The organism is Paenibacillus sp. JCM 9796, assembly GCF_055379675.1.
Genome location: NZ_AP043723.1, coordinates 1,871,218 through 1,886,078 on the forward strand (window position 1 = coordinate 1,871,218; position 14,861 = coordinate 1,886,078).

At 48.3% G+C, this 14,861-nt stretch carries 12 protein-coding genes and 1 pseudogene; all 13 read right to left on the reverse strand.

Features of this window, described 5'->3' with window-relative positions; translation table 11 throughout:
• Window positions 1–433: 433 nt before the first annotated feature.
• Window positions 434–2,122 (reverse strand): sensor histidine kinase, encoded by a 1,689-nt coding sequence (locus tag ACZ439_RS09055; RefSeq protein WP_127609306.1) that lies wholly within the window; start codon window positions 2,120–2,122, stop codon window positions 434–436.
• Entirely contained in the window at window positions 2,119–3,669 is a 1,551-nt protein-coding gene (locus tag ACZ439_RS09060) for a response regulator (protein ID WP_054797823.1), read from the reverse strand. The genes ACZ439_RS09055 and ACZ439_RS09060 overlap by 4 nt, the downstream gene beginning before the upstream one ends.
• A gap of 298 nt (window positions 3,670–3,967) precedes the next feature.
• Entirely contained in the window at window positions 3,968–4,951 is a 984-nt protein-coding gene (locus tag ACZ439_RS09065; protein ID WP_127609302.1) for an ABC transporter permease, read from the reverse strand.
• Entirely contained in the window at window positions 4,932–6,428 is a 1,497-nt protein-coding gene (locus ACZ439_RS09070) for a sugar ABC transporter ATP-binding protein (protein ID WP_127609300.1), read from the reverse strand. The genes ACZ439_RS09065 and ACZ439_RS09070 overlap by 20 nt, the downstream gene beginning before the upstream one ends.
• Before the next feature lie 75 nt (window positions 6,429–6,503).
• Window positions 6,504–7,760 (reverse strand): substrate-binding domain-containing protein, encoded by a 1,257-nt coding sequence (locus ACZ439_RS09075; RefSeq protein ID WP_141335920.1) that lies wholly within the window; start codon window positions 7,758–7,760, stop codon window positions 6,504–6,506.
• 87 nt (window positions 7,761–7,847) lie between these two features.
• A complete protein-coding gene (locus tag ACZ439_RS09080) occupies window positions 7,848–8,732 on the reverse strand; it encodes an alpha/beta fold hydrolase (RefSeq protein WP_054797830.1) in 885 nt (294 codons plus the stop codon).
• Window positions 8,733–9,042: 310 nt separating this feature from the next.
• Window positions 9,043–9,345, reverse strand: coding sequence for an MFS transporter (locus ACZ439_RS09085; protein ID WP_054800118.1), 303 nt, complete (start codon window positions 9,343–9,345; stop codon window positions 9,043–9,045).
• A gap of 45 nt (window positions 9,346–9,390) precedes the next feature.
• Window positions 9,391–9,774, reverse strand: a pseudogene (locus tag ACZ439_RS09090) (UbiX family flavin prenyltransferase); the annotation flags it as partial.
• Window positions 9,775–9,935: 161 nt separating this feature from the next.
• Window positions 9,936–10,265, reverse strand: a complete 330-nt coding sequence (locus ACZ439_RS09095) for a hypothetical protein (protein WP_054797827.1) — start codon at window positions 10,263–10,265, stop codon at window positions 9,936–9,938.
• 223 nt (window positions 10,266–10,488) lie between these two features.
• Window positions 10,489–11,667, reverse strand: a complete 1,179-nt coding sequence (locus ACZ439_RS09100; RefSeq protein WP_127609294.1) for an iron-containing alcohol dehydrogenase — start codon at window positions 11,665–11,667, stop codon at window positions 10,489–10,491.
• Between the two features lie 308 nt (window positions 11,668–11,975).
• Window positions 11,976–12,575 (reverse strand): response regulator transcription factor, encoded by a 600-nt coding sequence (locus ACZ439_RS09105; protein ID WP_054797828.1) that lies wholly within the window; start codon window positions 12,573–12,575, stop codon window positions 11,976–11,978.
• A complete protein-coding gene (locus ACZ439_RS09110) occupies window positions 12,572–13,708 on the reverse strand; it encodes a sensor histidine kinase (protein WP_127609291.1) in 1,137 nt (378 codons plus the stop codon). The genes ACZ439_RS09105 and ACZ439_RS09110 overlap by 4 nt, the downstream gene beginning before the upstream one ends.
• A 67-nt stretch (window positions 13,709–13,775) precedes the next feature.
• Window positions 13,776–14,831: a Delta(5) desaturase DesA gene (desA, locus tag ACZ439_RS09115; protein WP_127609289.1), complete on the reverse strand. Its 1,056-nt coding sequence runs from the start codon at window positions 14,829–14,831 to the stop codon at window positions 13,776–13,778.
• Between the last annotated feature and the right edge of the window lie 30 nt (window positions 14,832–14,861).

A 14,861-nucleotide genomic window follows, 5' to 3' on the forward strand; every position in this document is an offset into this window, starting at 1 on the left:
CCTTCCGCCCCCCATTTTAGAGTTTGTGATGATTAGCGCTAATTATAGACATAACCATAAATGTCCATAAATATTAGTTCATCGTTTATTTATTTTTAAGTTCATTATAGTAGTTTTTTTAAAAAAATCAATATCTAACTAGCAACGAACAGACTCCTGCGGTCATTTGACTAAAAGTAAGCGGGTTCTTTTCCCCAACCAAAAAACTTTCCAATTCCTTCTTTTGGTGCTGCCCTTGACATGGAACCTCTACGGGCATGAATTCCTCGCGATAGGGCGATGCGGGTAAACAGGCATCGCGAGGCTAGCGAGCTTATCATGCCCGTCTCTCCATGTAAAGGGCTTATCCATCTGCTAGACCTTTATGACCAGCGGTGGCACACTGTGCTCTTGCATAGCTTGTACAATCGATATCACCCATCTGATCATCATCTTAGAGCCCGCCATGTTCACCACTTCTGCTATCCTGCCCATCTTCGATAATAGGATGCCGGATTTCGACTCTAAATCCTGTATTCGGATTCGGATGCACCAATAATCCGAACTTATGCCCAAAATGCAGCTCTAGCCGTTTATGAACATTCACTAATCCGATTCCGCCAGTTCCGTCCCTCTCCGCAGGATTGCCCAAGTTCAACAAGGGCCCGCCATGATAGCCGGGCCCATTATCTTCAATGATGAAGACAATTTCATTCCCATCCCGTTTCGCGGTCAGCTTAATCTTCCCTTTTCCTTCCGGATGCTTGCTGATGCCATGCTTCACCGCATTCTCCATAATCGGCTGCAAAATTAATTTAATAATCTTTTTTTTGCGAACATCCGGTGCAATTTGGCTGAACACTTGGAAAGAACGATTGCTGCGAAGAAGCTCAATGTCAAGGTAATTTCGGGCATGCTCAATTTCCCGCTCAACGGTCGTCCATTCATCCCCATTGTTCAGACTGAACCGCAGCAAACTGGCTAATTTAGTGACCATCGCGGCAATCGTCGTCTCGTTGCTGTGTTCGGCTCTCCACTTAATCGCATCAAGCGTATTGTAAAAGAAATGGGGGTTGATTTGATGATTTAAGGTCTGCAGCTCCAATTGCCTTTTGTCTGATTCCATGGCTTTCGTCTTGTGAAGCAATTCCAGCATACCCGATACCATCTGATTGTAGCCGCGAACAAGCTGGCCGATTTCATCTCGTCTCTCTTGATAGAGAGCAAAAGGATTTAGCAGCCCTCTCTTCACTTCATTCATATGCAGAACCAAATTTTTAATGGGAATCGTAAAGGTGCGTACAAGTATAACAAGAAACAGCGTGACAACAATCATACTGATCATCACAATCCAGAAGGTGAAATCTTTAATTTGGTAAATGGTTCCCGTGAGCTCATCCCTTGGGACAGCCGCAATGAGCTTCCAGCCATCCCTGTTCAGCCCGACTTCTCCCTTCTTCCATTTTTCCGTCGGAAAATATTCTTCATAGTAATACTCCTTATTGTAGAAGCTTGTATCCGTATTAGAGATGATATGATTTCCGCTATCCACCAGCATGACTTTATAGTTCTTAAATGAAGATGGGAAGACTAATCCCCCACGGACTAAATACTCCGGAATCTCCAGCGTTAGAATGCCGATGGTATCATAGGCGGAGTTCCTGATCAAGGCGATATAGATAAATACCGGGCTGGACATATCCCGATCCCACTCATGAATCCATACCCCCTTTTTTCCCGCTGCTTGAATGAGAGGATATAGCTGCGAATAAGACTCCGAATTCTTAGTCAATACATCCATGCGGTAAGCGCTGGTTAGCTTGATTTGAAGTCGCGTTTCCACCACGGAGAACGGAACCTGATCCGCTTCATTAGCTAAGGGGTAGGTCTCCAGATAGTCCTGAATTTCTTTGGATGCAGCTAAGCGTCGTGACTCCTCTTCCACACTAACCATTATTTTTCTAACCAGCTTGGCATTTAATGCGAGATTATCCTGAAGAAACTGGGAGGTGACGGATTCAATTTGCTGCTTAGACTTCTCAAAAGAAAGCATGCCTAGTACGGCGATCGGGATTAACATCGATACAGACATAATCAGAAGCATTTTAATGAACAGCGTGTTAAAATTCGTTCTCTTCCTCATTTGCCATACCTGAACTCTTTCGGAGTTTCACCTGTTTTCTTTTTGAACAGCGTGCCGAAATACTGCAAATCATTGTAGCCAACAGCCGTGGCAATCTCATAGATTTTCATACTTGTCTCTCTTAGCAGCGTCTTCGCGCGGTTAATCCGGAGATCGGCAAGATAATCCGTGAAGGTCTGGCCGGTTTCTTTCTTGAACACCTGACTGAGCCACACGGGATGAATCGATAACTCGTCCGCGACTTTACCTAATGTAATATCTTCCATATAAGCGGCAGCCATTTTCTCTAATGCACGTTCCACAATCGCATTCATCCTGGGAGCGAACAGCTGTCGGCCTAGATTGGTGAGGTAGTCACGCAAAACCTGCTGATACTCTTGAATCGTGCTGCACTCGTCGAGCATCTCCCACACTCTCATCGGAATTTCTTCCAATTCCTTGGCCGTTCTCTCACTCAGGCTGATATGAATTTGCGAAAGGTAATTTAAGACGCCGCGAGTAACATCCTCTTTGCTCTCCGTTCCTTCCAGCATGACGGTGCCTCGGATGAATTGTTTGACAGCCCGTGCAATCGCCTCCTCGTTCTGCTCGCACAACAAGGAGGCCATCTGGTCCGGCGTCACATAACCGCTTGATTTAGATGGATTGGACTCATAGAAGAACTCCGAATGGTCCGATAAGGAATGGATTCGGAATGCTTTCAGTGCATCTTGGTAAGCGGAATGGATATGTTCGAAAAGCTCCATCTTTGCGCTGATCCCTATTGCCAATTCAATTTTCTGATAACTTTTGACACTGTGGATAATCGAATGTATCAACTCTTGAACCTTGTCGTTCCCTGTTATTACAACCCAACGATGCTTGGAATCCTTGAAAAATACAGTAGCAGCGTAGTCCATCAATACTTCATTCAAAATGTTCCCGATAGCGAAGGTTTGCAGCGCATAATTACTCCCGATCGGCTTACCGTCCGGATAGCCTTTGGTTTCCATCACCATAATAGAATAGGGTTGGTCCGCCAGCCATGCCAGGTTCCATAGCTTTAACCTTTGGTAAATATGCTCTTCAAGCGGCGTATATTTTAAACAGAAATCGGCCAAATAATTATCACGCATCAACCGATTTCCCATTTGGGCAAAGGTATACTGCTGCTGCAGATGGTGATTCTGTTCTTTTTCTTGCTGAATCAGGAGTAGAAACTTGCGGATTTTCTCTGCGAACTCCTCCGTATGGAACGGCTTTAACAAATAATCGGCGGCTCCAACACGAATGCTTCTTTGTGCATATTCAAAATCGTTGTATCCGCTTACAACAATGATTTTAGGTTGATAATGTTTCCCAACGAAATGCTCGACAAGGTCCAAGCCTGTCATGCCCGGCAGCATAATATCTGTAACGATCAAGTCCGGCCGGTGCTCCGCAATGATTCCCATTGCCTCTTCGGCATGGTTTGAAGTAAACAGGGACAAATTCATCCCCATCGATTCGACCGCTCTTCTCATCCCCATTAATGAGTTCGGTTCATCTTCAACGACAATGACTTTCATTGGTAATCACCCCTTGCAATTGAAGTCTCTGGTATACGAGAAGTACAGGTGAGTGTGCTGCTATCGTCTATTATAACACGTGTTAACCCATGATGAGGTAAGCTAGGATTTCATAATCAGGCACTGGAGAAGCCAATAAGAATGAACCCCTAGATCGGATTCCCGTTCCAGGGGTGCTGCTCTTTCCTTGCATCCTATTTCCCTTGCTATCCGTCCAGCCTTCCTCATAACCCCGGGAGAGTGAACGCACGGCCGTACAGCATGTTTTAGCAGTCCCGGATCCCGCCTTCATTAGGGATTAGGACGCAGGTTTTTTACCGAACGCAACCGCCAGAATAATAATCGCGCCGCTGACAATCATCTGCTGGCTGACGCTCAGTCCCATAATAATGAGCCCGTTATTAATGGTCCCAATCAGCAGAGAACCAATGATCGTACCTATGATTGTACCCGCACCGCCGAAGAGGCTGGTTCCTCCCAATATAACCGCAGCAATCGCGCTGAGCTCATCGCCCTGCCCGAAGCTGTAACGCGCACTTTGCATCATGCCGGCATAGAGCATTCCTGCGATCGCTGCAGCACCACCGGAAAGCAGGAACGCATAAAACTTGATTCGCTTCGTATTGACACCCGAATATTCAGCAGCAAGCCGGTTCCCCCCCGTAGCCAGCACCTCACGTCCGAACGGGGTGTGCTTGAGTATGTAATGCCCCGCCCCTAAGAACACGAGAGACCATAACAGTAAGACGGGTATGGAGCCCAAATTGCCGGAACCGAAGAAGAAGTTAAAGTTGGCATTCTTGATCACAACCGGATTGGTGTTGGTCAGCCACATATCCACACCACGCAGCAGCTGCATCATTCCCAGGGTCACAAGAAAGGAAGGAATGCCTACTTTCGTAACAAGTATGCCGTTAGTGGCGCCAATCAGCAGGCCAGCCAGCAGACCCGCGATAACTCCTCCTGCCATGCCATATCCGGCATTCATGGCCATGGCCGAAATCAGAGCGGAGAATGCCGTTATCGAACCGATGGATAAATCCAGCTCCCCCGCGGAGATGACGAAGGTCATGGCAATGGCCATAATGGAAATCATCGTCGTAGCCCGGACGATATTAAACAAATTGGAAGGCAGGAAAAAACCGTCCGCAGCAATCGTAAAAGCGAAAAAGATCAAAACAATTGCGAATGCGATATAAACAAAGTAATCCCTCCAATGGAAAGGAAAGCTTAACCGAGAAATCGAAATGAGCTCCTTGCTTTTAATATCCTTGGATTGCATGATGAAGAACCTCCTCGGTCTCAATATCCCGTCGATATATGTCTTTCATGATTTCGCCGTTATATAGAACAAGAATTCTGTCGCTTAACGCCAGAAGCTCCTGCAGTTCGGAAGAAATAACAAGAACGGATATTCCTCTGTCGGCAAGCTCACGGACGATCTCAACAATTTCTGATTTTGCTCCTATGTCTACGCCGATCGTAGGTTCATCCAGGATCAGCAAGGTAGGATTTTTAGCCAGCCATTTAGCCAGTACGATTTTTTGTTGATTTCCGCCAGACAGCAGCTTTACAATCTTATCAGGGCCGTCTGTTTTAATATTCAGCTTCTGAATGTAATGGTTCGTCATATTCGTGCCTGCATAATCATTCACGAACAGATGCTTTGATAACTGATAGATGTTCGTCAGCATGACATTGCTTCGAACCGAATGATCGAGAATCAATCCTTGTTTGCGCCTATTCTCCGGGACTAGAGCAACCCCTTGACCTATTGCATCGCGAACGTTCTTGATTTTCTTTCCTCGGATGAGGATTTCTCCTGCTTCCGGTTGGCGAATGCCGAAGATGGCTTCCGCAATTTCTGTTCTTCCGCTGCCCATTAAACCTGCCAGGCCTACAATTTCCCCAGGGTAAAGATCAAAGCTAACATTCCTTACTCTGCTCCCATAAGCCAGATTACGCACCTGCACAACGGGTTCGGGAGTAAGCTCGTATTGCCTCTCCTGCCACTCGAAAGAGGCTGTCTCTTTGCCCAGCATGGACACAATAACCTGCTCCATCGAGATCCGGCTGCATTCCTCCGTTAAGACGTTCTGTCCGTCCTTCATTACCGTGATGCGATCACAGATTTCAAAAATCTCCGCCATTCGATGTGAAATGTAGACGATCGATATCCCTGCATGTTTAAGGCGTTTGACCAATTGAAACAGGGATCGGGTTTCACTTTCCGATAAGGAGGCCGTAGGCTCATCCATCACGAGAATTCGCGCATTTTTGGATAAGGCTTTGGCAATCTCGACCATTTGCCAGTAACCAACGCTCAGCGAATCAACCGTTGCGTTAGGATCAATCTGGACATCCAAATCGTTCAGAATTTCCCTGGATCTTCTAACCATCTCCTTGCCGTCGATGGAGAAGGGCAAGCCTCTCCTGGGTTCGTGCTTCAAGAAGATATTTTCTGCAACCGTGAGTGTAGGGATTAGGCTGAATTCCTGGAAGATCATCGCGATACCGCTTCGTTCGGCATCCTTGGGCTTGTTGAACTCCACCTTGCTGCCTTCTAATAAAATGGTTCCGGAGTCTTTGGTGTACACACCGGTAAGAATTTTCATCAACGTTGATTTCCCTGCACCGTTGCCTCCCATAAGGGCATGAACTTCACCTTTGCGCAGCTCAAAGTGTGCATTCTTCAGTACAGGCACACGACTGAACGACTTATTGATGTTCTCCATTTCAAGAATGTGTGGGATCGTCATGGTCTCACCGCCTACGTGTATAAATGGATGGCACGGCAGAGACGTCCCCCCCCCTGCCATGCCTTCGTTACGCTCTTATTTCATCAATGCTTCAAGAATATCGGCCGGGGCATCCTTGTGATAGATCACCTTGTAGGACTCTTTAAGGTTTTTCCGGTTGACGGCCAATGAACTAACCGCGACATAAGCCGGCGTCGGCTGGCCGATCATCGCCAGTGCCGCCAATTTAGCTTCTGCGACACCTTGGTCGAACGGACGCTGCGAGCCGATGCCGGCGATAAAGCCGTTCTGCGCCATGTCAAGCGCCACTTCATTACCAAGATTATCATTTGAAATCTTAAAGTTCGCAGGCGTCTTACCTGCAACGCGAGCTGCTGCTACGGCCCCCATTGCCGGTACATCCCAGCTGGCATACATCCCTTTCAAGTTCGGATATTTCGTCAGCAGGGCAGCCGCTACTTCCTGTGAACGGTTCGGATCCTGGAAGCCCTGTACCTCAACCAGCTTAATGTCAGGATACTTGGCTGCCAGACGAGCTACGAACCCTTGATAGCGCTGATTGGTCACATAGAAGTTCGGAGCGTAATAGAGCGCTGAAACTTCACCCTTGCCTCCTACGGCTTTGGCTAATTCATCCGCAATGTTCATGCCAAGACCGAAGCTGTCTGCGGACACCACAGAAACGTAGTCCTTGCCCGGCAGCATGCCTTCCGCCGGCTGGTCCATAAAGACGATCTTCGTGCCTGCATTGGCCAGAGCTTTGTATGCGCTTGCCGTTGTCTGAGCGTTGAGCGGAATACTTACAACAATGTTCGGCTTCTTACCGGCAATAGCTTGAAGATCGGAAATTTGCGTCGTATCCTTGAAATTTGCATTGGTTTCAGCGACGACTTCAATACCCAGCTTGCGGAACTCCGACTTCAAACCGGCGAGCTGCTGCTCGGACCAATCATCCCCGAGGAATCCCATAGCGATTGCTGCCGTAAATTTGCCTTCCTTGATCTTGGCAGCTTGCTCTTCCGTAATGATAATTTCGCTGGCAGGAGTTGCTTTCTCACCATTAGGACCGCTGCTTACAATCACATCGGAAGGATTGTCCAATTTGACGGCTTCCAATTGATCAGCCGTTGGTTCCTTATACCATGGCGGCTGCTTTAGTCCTGCATGAGTACTGCCATCCGCTTCAGATTTCACGGATGACCCGGCAGCATTCTTGTCAGCTTCCGCTGTACCCTCAGCTTTACCGGAAGATGTACCGCTGTTATTGCCGCAAGCCGTCATGAACATGAATAGAACGACAATGGCTACAAGAACCGGCTTATTCCATTTCACATTCCGTTCCCCCTTTGATCGTCGATAGAATCAGACCCTTACTTACAACATCACGCCACTGCATTCATGTGGCGTGATGTCAAGATATTATTTACTGATAAAGTTAAGCAGGATTTCGCTCAATTCGTTCGGACATTCCTCTGCCAATTGGTGGCCCCAAGGCAGGCTTGCTTCCTCCACGTTCTCTGCAACCAGTTTCATCTCGCGTGTATTCTCTTCACCAATGAAGTAAGTACTTCCGAGTGCGAGAACCGGCATTTTCAACTTGTTGTCGAGTGCTGTTTTGAAGAAGGCCGCATCTTGGAATGTCGCGCGGTATACTTCGAACATCGCCCGCAGTCCGCCCGGTGCAGCGTAGCAGCGCACATACTCTGCAATGGCCTCTTCGGAAACGGCAGTAGGATCATAGCACTCATGACGGATGAAATGAGAGAAGTACAGCATTTCTCGACCCGAGATCAGAAGTTCCGGGAAATCACGAACATTGTAGAAGTTGATGTGCCAAATCCAGTGGTTCGTGCGCACATTCTCTTCCGTCAGGTGCGACCAATCTTCCAACCCGAATCCAGGGAGAAGCATTTCAGTGTATACGAACTTCTTAACCCGATCTTGATATTGCATGGCGAGCGCCATGCCCACCGCTGCTCCCCAGTCTTCACCGACAAGGAAGAACTTCTCATGTCCGAGAGCCGTCATCAGTTGAGCAATATCTTCCGCCATGTTAGGCATATCGTAACCAGTCAATGTCCGAGCCGAATCGCCGAAACCGCGAAGGTCTGGTACGATTACCTTATATTTATGAGACAGCTTTGGCAATACATTACGCCAGTAGTAAGAGGTTTTCGGTACACCGTGCAGAAGGACAACCGGCTCACCTTCTCCAGCAGTATAGTAATGGAGACGAACTCCGTTAACGGTTTCGCGGCCATGTGTGACAGGGTTTCCATTGTGATCCAAAATCTTTTGAGCCATTTTTTCTCCTCTTTTCTTCTGAGATATTGAAAGACATATTGAGAAATGTCCGCTTGGGGCTTTCTCTCGTTGTCCTCTTTACACTTCAATTTTACCTGTGCCGGCCTGTTCCATGAACATGGGGCAATTAACGTTTCTCATGGTTTTTTTAGTGTATTTTGTAATTTTCGCTCGAATCGGAAAAGAAAATCCCTTATTTTCCTGTGACTCCTGTTATACGATACTGTCCAGACGCAAAAAGAGGTGCCGCGGCACCTCCTATATGTAATGTTAGGGCTTTTTTTCATTCGGTATTGTTCTGTATGGTTAGCTATTTCAATGTCTTGAAGGCCCAGATATGCAGCTTGTTTGCCCCTCCTACGATATGTTCATGATGTTTGTTCCAGAATGGGGAATCGGGATTCAAGCGCTCTGTTTTTATCATTTGATAGCGTCCAATGTCCGCGATGAGGAATTCCTCCACGATCAGATTAGGCTGGTCCGTCCCCTCATAGATTTTGTATTCCCGTCCACCATGCTCGTCTGTATTTCGTTTCAAATCGGGCAGAAGTTGCATAAAAGTATCTCTTTTCTCTGAAACGATTTTGTATTCGATAAAAACCTTGACCTCCACTTCAAGTTCCTCCTCTTCATTACACATTCATTTCCTATCCCTTTATTACGGCTGTTTTCGTTCTACCGGGTCCTGCCAACGTTTGGTTAGCGTATTATCGATGCCGAATTGGTCCAATGTCCGCGCCACAATATGGTTTACCATGTCATCTAATGTCGTCGGTTTGTTGTAAAATGCGGGCATCGGCGGCAGGATAACCGCGCCCATCCGCGAAAGTGCCAGCATATTTTCCAGATGTATGTCGCTTAGCGGAGTTTCGCGAACGAGTAACACGAGTTTTTTGCGTTCTTTTAATATGACGTCAGCTGCTCTGCCGAGAAGTCCCTCGGCGAAACCGACACGGATAGACGCCAATGTTTTCATGCTGCAGGGGGCAATGATCATACCGTCAACGCGAAACGAGCCGCTAGATATGGATGCAGCCTGGTTCATCGGATTAGGGCTCCGGTTGCCAAAATCAATTTTGTATTCAAGTTCCGCTTTTTTACACTTAAAACAAAAGGCAGCCCGATGATATGGAACGGAGCAGATCGGATTCGGCAACTGGACCATTGCCTGGACTCAGCCAGGTCTTGTCGGGAGATTTGATATTAACCCCGAATTGGACTTGGCATTCTCATCATAATCCGACCAATGAACAAATCATTTGGATGGATATTATCGATGGCTCGATGTATTCCGTGGAAATCCGACCTTGCATAAATACCGACCGCCACCGAACCGGAAAAAGTACGGCCACGGCTATCCGTCACATTTTCGAATAAAAATCCGCGCCGCTGCTCTTCTTCCAACCCCCGAAATTGCCATCTTACTAGCGGCATCAATTCCGTATCCTTATTGACAGATTTTGTGATACGGTGCAGCTTCTCTTTGGAATCCAACAGTTTTATGTGAGTACGCAAATCCTGTTTCACTGACATCTTTTTCACTCCTTTTTTTATAAAAAAACAGCCTTTAAGAATCTTTCGATTCTTAAAGGCTGTTTTTTGTCTGCGAGAGTTAGTAGTTGAAGCTACTAAAGCAGATAAAGAGCCGAATATGAATTAACATTTTGTATATATGAAACCGCTTTCTAAATAAAGAATACGTTGTCTTTTCTTAATTTAACATACAACGGAGTTAATTTCAAGATAAAAAAGAAAGCTAACAAAACTTGTAGTCGTAAGCCGTGTTATACAGCTGGACGATCTCCTCGTGGGTCGGAATCTTCAGATTATTCGCGGGACTGCCGCTGTCGAGAGCATCGAACGCCATTTTATGGACAGCGTTCGCCCATTTGTCCCGTTCGATCCCCCACTGGTTTATATTCGGTATGCGCAGAGAACGGCACAATTTTTTGATGGCGTCAATCGTCATGTCCGCGCGCTCCGGGATGGCGGTACCGGTCGTGTCCAGCCTCATGGTCTGCGCAATATGGGCAAGCCGTTCCTCCGCGCTGCTTTTCGTATAATCTAACACAGCCGGCAGCAGCATTGCATTCGATAACCCGTGCGGCACATGAAAGAGTGCGCCCACCGGACGCGACATCCCGTGGATCAGCGTAACCGACGCATTCGAGAAAGCGGCTCCCGCCAGCATGGCGCCGAGCGCAAGTTTTTCTCTCGCCTCCACATCGTCTCCCTGAATGAAAGCTTGATGCAAATGATTCATAATCAGTTCTATCGCCGACAGCGCATACAGGTCCGTTACAGGCTGCGAGCGGCGCGAAAGGTACGCTTCCACAGCATGGCACAGCGCATCGATTCCGGTAGCCGCCGTAACGGCCGGGGGACAGGAAACAGATAATAATGGATCGACAATGGCTATCGCAGGAAGCAGCGCCGGATCCGAAATCATCATTTTCACATCGTTCGCCGTATCGATGATGACTGTGACTTTGGTGACTTCAGATCCGGTTCCCCCCGTGGTGGGCACGGCAATGAGCGGGATCGGTTTGGTGCGGAACCGGTTTTTGCCGCCGACGTATTTGCTGAGATGGCCTTCGTTGGTCATGAATACCGCCACGGCCTTGGCAGTATCGATACAGCTTCCTCCGCCTAAAGCGATGATGACGTCGCATTGCTCCTGACGGCAAATTTCCAGCGCTTCCTGCACGTGAACATCGGTCGGCTCTGCATCCACATTCAAATAGGTGGCGTATGGAAACGAATACCGGTTCAGATGCTCGATGCATAAATCGACGTTACCGATCTTTGCCATGATCGGATCGCTGATAATGAACGCTTTGACGCCCAAGAGGCTTGCCTGCTCGCCTACTTGGGTGAAAGCTCCCCGCCCGTATAAGACCTTTCCGGGCATAAGCAATTGATGGATCGATGTCATGCCGGGCCTCCTTATTGTTCTGTAGAATGGGTGTTCCGTTCAGGGATAAAGCAGATGCAAGGCGGATTTGACTCATGAATTGGATCGCCACTTGTATAAACGTATATTGTATACGCTTCCATATTTAGTAATAATACCATGCCCGGGCGACTCTAAACAAATTTCCGGTTTGCCCGGCCGTTTCGTGTTCTCCGTACACAAACAAAGACCCCACGATTCTACTCGTAGGGCCTCTTTCATGAGCTTTCATTTCTGCTAGGTGCGGTTCCATCCTGCCGTCAGGTGGCGTGACTCTGGCTGGTAACCTGTTACTTGAACCAGCCCTTCTCCTTGAACCGCATAATCGCTTCGATCCGGTTACTGACCCCGAGCTTATCCAGAATAGTGGAAATGTAATTGCGGACGGTTCCGGTTGTAATGTACAGCTCGCTGGCGATTTCCTTCGTATTCTTGCCGTCGGCGATAAGGACGAGCACTTCCTTCTCCCGCTCGGTCAACGGACTTTCTTCGCTATAAGCCTCATCCACCAGCTCCGAGGCGTAGATGCGCCTGCCGGCCATGATGCTGCGGATCGAGTCAGCGAGCTCCTCGCTGGGGCTGTCCTTCAGTAAATACCCGTTGGCGCCTGCCTTGACGGCCCTCTCGAAGTAGCCGGAGCGGGCGAACGTGGTGAGAATCATCACCTTGCAGCCGGATCCCTTCAATTCCTCGGCCGCGTCCAACCCGCTCTTGCCCGGCATCTCAATGTCCATGATGCAAATATCCGGCTTATGCAGGTGAACCAGCTTCACGGCCTCCTCGCCGTTGCTCGCTCGACCTACGACCTTCATATCCTCTTCCAAATCAAGCAGGGAAGCCAGCGCGCCCAGCAGCATCCGCTGGTCCTCGGCAATCACAATTCGGATCATGTCCCCGCCTCCTTCTCCGCTGGTTTGAAGACGTTCGGCACTTTCATCACGAGTAACATTCCATGATCGGAACTGATTTCCAAACTTCCGTTCACAAATTCAAGCCGCTCTTTCATGCCCCGCAGTCCGTTCCCCCGGACGCATAAGGATTCATCCGCTATGCCGATCCCATTGTCCTTCACCCGGATAACCAACTCGGTTCGCGATGGTTCGATGGCAATCGAGCACATCGATGCGCCGCTGTGCTTCACCACGTTGGTGACAGCTTCCTTCAGGCACATGCTGAGCACATTCTCGGTCATCAAGGAGGTGTCGGTCAGCTTAGGGTCCCCTTCCAAAACGAACTCAATTTGAGCGGCTCTACAGATCTGCTCAATTCGAAACATCTCATCCTCCAGCTTCGTACCGCGCATTTGGGTAACCATCTCCCGGACTTCCTTCAACGCGGTTCTGGCCGTCTGCCGGATTTCCTGGATTTCGATCTGGGCCTGGTTCGGGTTCTTATTTATTAATTTACCCGCCAAATCGCTCTTTAAGCCAATTAAGGAGAGCTTCTGCCCTAACGTATCGTGCAGATCGCGGGCGATGCGTTGGCGTTCTTCCAGCTTGACCAGCTCGGAAATTTTCTTATTCGCATTCTCCAGCTGTCCCTGTAATTGATCCCTTTTGTTCCGGTCGTAGGTGGTGACGGGAAGTAGGATCACGGCAATCAGACTGAGCAGGACGAACGGGAGCTGGGTAATAAATACAGGATTTTTCGATACGAACCCATAGTTGATAGTCGCCAGCGTGCTAACCAGATGAATGGAGTACAACGTAATAAATCCGATCCGATTTTGTATATTGCCGATAAAAAAAGCCAAAAAGAGGGAGAAATACACATAGCCGAACTGCAAGGTCATCGTGATGGAAATCAATATTTGCACGCTTGTCCAAAAGTACACCAGCCAGCCTTTGGAAACAAAGGACAGCACGTAGCAAACAAAGAACACGATAATCATGATGAAGCCGATCACCACTTCGTACGTAGAGGATGACCGGAATATGAAATAAAACGGAAGGATGTAAAAGACGACCCACACATAAGGACTAAGACCCGTATTTTTGTGAAAAATTTGATACCACTTCTGCATGGTCGCCCATCCTTTGTTCTTTGCCGATAAAGTTACTTGTATCATAACATAAAGGTTTGGCGCAGAGTTACTTTCCTTGCAGACTCGGGCTATGTTTTTTTATGGAATGGACTGCAGGATCGGTCTTGCCGAGCACCCGTTTGATGTCTCTGAAACCGACAAACGTTTTGTTACGCTCATCCCATAGATGGAAACGAAGCGACTTCAGGCTGGTGCGGAGCGTAATGGTCGTCGCCATTTGAAGGGGCGGCGTAGCCTCATGCGCCTTCTCCAGGTTATAGTTCGGTACTTTCGGACTTAAATGATGAACGTGATGAAATCCGATGTTGCCCGTGATCCATTGCAAAACCGTGGGAAGCTTGTAATAAGAGCTCCCCTCCACCGCGGCTTTCACATAGCTCCATTCTTCTTCGTTCTCAAAGTAGGAATCCTCGAACTGATGCTGGACATAGAACAGCCAGATGCCCAACAAGCCGGATACGAAGAAAATCGGCCCTTGAACCATGACGAATGCTTGCCAGCCGACGGCCCAGATCAACAGCGCATACAAAGCGACCAGGAGTACATTCGTCAAATAATTGCCCATGCGCTCCCTGCGTCTCGCTCCCTTGCGGTTAAACCGGTACTGCAGCAGAAAAACAAAGCTCGGTCCGAGTCCGAACATGACGAGCGGATTCCGATAAATCCGGTAAGCGATTCGCCGCCACAATGAAGAAGCCGCATATTCGTCCACGGTCAAAATCCATATATCGCCGATCCCCCGTTTATCGAGGTTGCTGCTCGTCGCGTGGTGGATGGCATGAGCATTTTTCCACTGTTCATACGGACAAAGCGTAAGGACACCCGTAATGGTGCCGAGTATATCGTTAGCCAGGCGGTTCTTGAAGAACGATTGATGACAGCAGTCGTGAAAGATGATGAACGTCCGAACCACAAACCCGGCCGCAACGATCGCGATCGGCAGCGTTAACCAATACGAAACGGACAGGCTAAGATACGCGCCGTACCAGAGCAGCACAAGTGGAACCAGGGTGTTGACAAGCTGCCGGATACTCGCTTTCGTATCGGTTTTCTCATAAGGAGCGACGTTCTTTTTCAGATGGGCTATGCTAGCTTGGTGCATTGCGGGCTTCCTCCTCGATATGACGCGCGG

What these genes read in the sequence shown, in the direction of transcription:
- ACZ439_RS09055 (WP_127609306.1), bottom strand. Translation starts at nt 2,122, where the DNA reads ATGAGGAAGAGAACGAATTTTAACACGCTGTTCATTAAAATGCTTCTG.
- ACZ439_RS09060 (WP_054797823.1), bottom strand. Translation starts at nt 3,669, where the DNA reads ATGAAAGTCATTGTCGTTGAAGATGAACCGAACTCATTAATGGGGATG.
- ACZ439_RS09065 (WP_127609302.1), bottom strand. Translation starts at nt 4,951, where the DNA reads ATGCAATCCAAGGATATTAAAAGCAAGGAGCTCATTTCGATTTCTCGG.
- ACZ439_RS09070 (WP_127609300.1), bottom strand. Translation starts at nt 6,428, where the DNA reads ATGACGATCCCACACATTCTTGAAATGGAGAACATCAATAAGTCGTTC.
- ACZ439_RS09080 (WP_054797830.1), bottom strand. Translation starts at nt 8,732, where the DNA reads ATGGCTCAAAAGATTTTGGATCACAATGGAAACCCTGTCACACATGGC.
- ACZ439_RS09095 (WP_054797827.1), bottom strand. Translation starts at nt 10,265, where the DNA reads ATGTCAGTGAAACAGGATTTGCGTACTCACATAAAACTGTTGGATTCC.
- ACZ439_RS09100 (WP_127609294.1), bottom strand. Translation starts at nt 11,667, where the DNA reads ATGACATCGATCCATCAATTGCTTATGCCCGGAAAGGTCTTATACGGG.
- ACZ439_RS09105 (WP_054797828.1), bottom strand. Translation starts at nt 12,575, where the DNA reads ATGATCCGAATTGTGATTGCCGAGGACCAGCGGATGCTGCTGGGCGCG.
- ACZ439_RS09110 (WP_127609291.1), bottom strand. Translation starts at nt 13,708, where the DNA reads ATGCAGAAGTGGTATCAAATTTTTCACAAAAATACGGGTCTTAGTCCT.
- desA (WP_127609289.1), bottom strand. Translation starts at nt 14,831, where the DNA reads ATGCACCAAGCTAGCATAGCCCATCTGAAAAAGAACGTCGCTCCTTAT.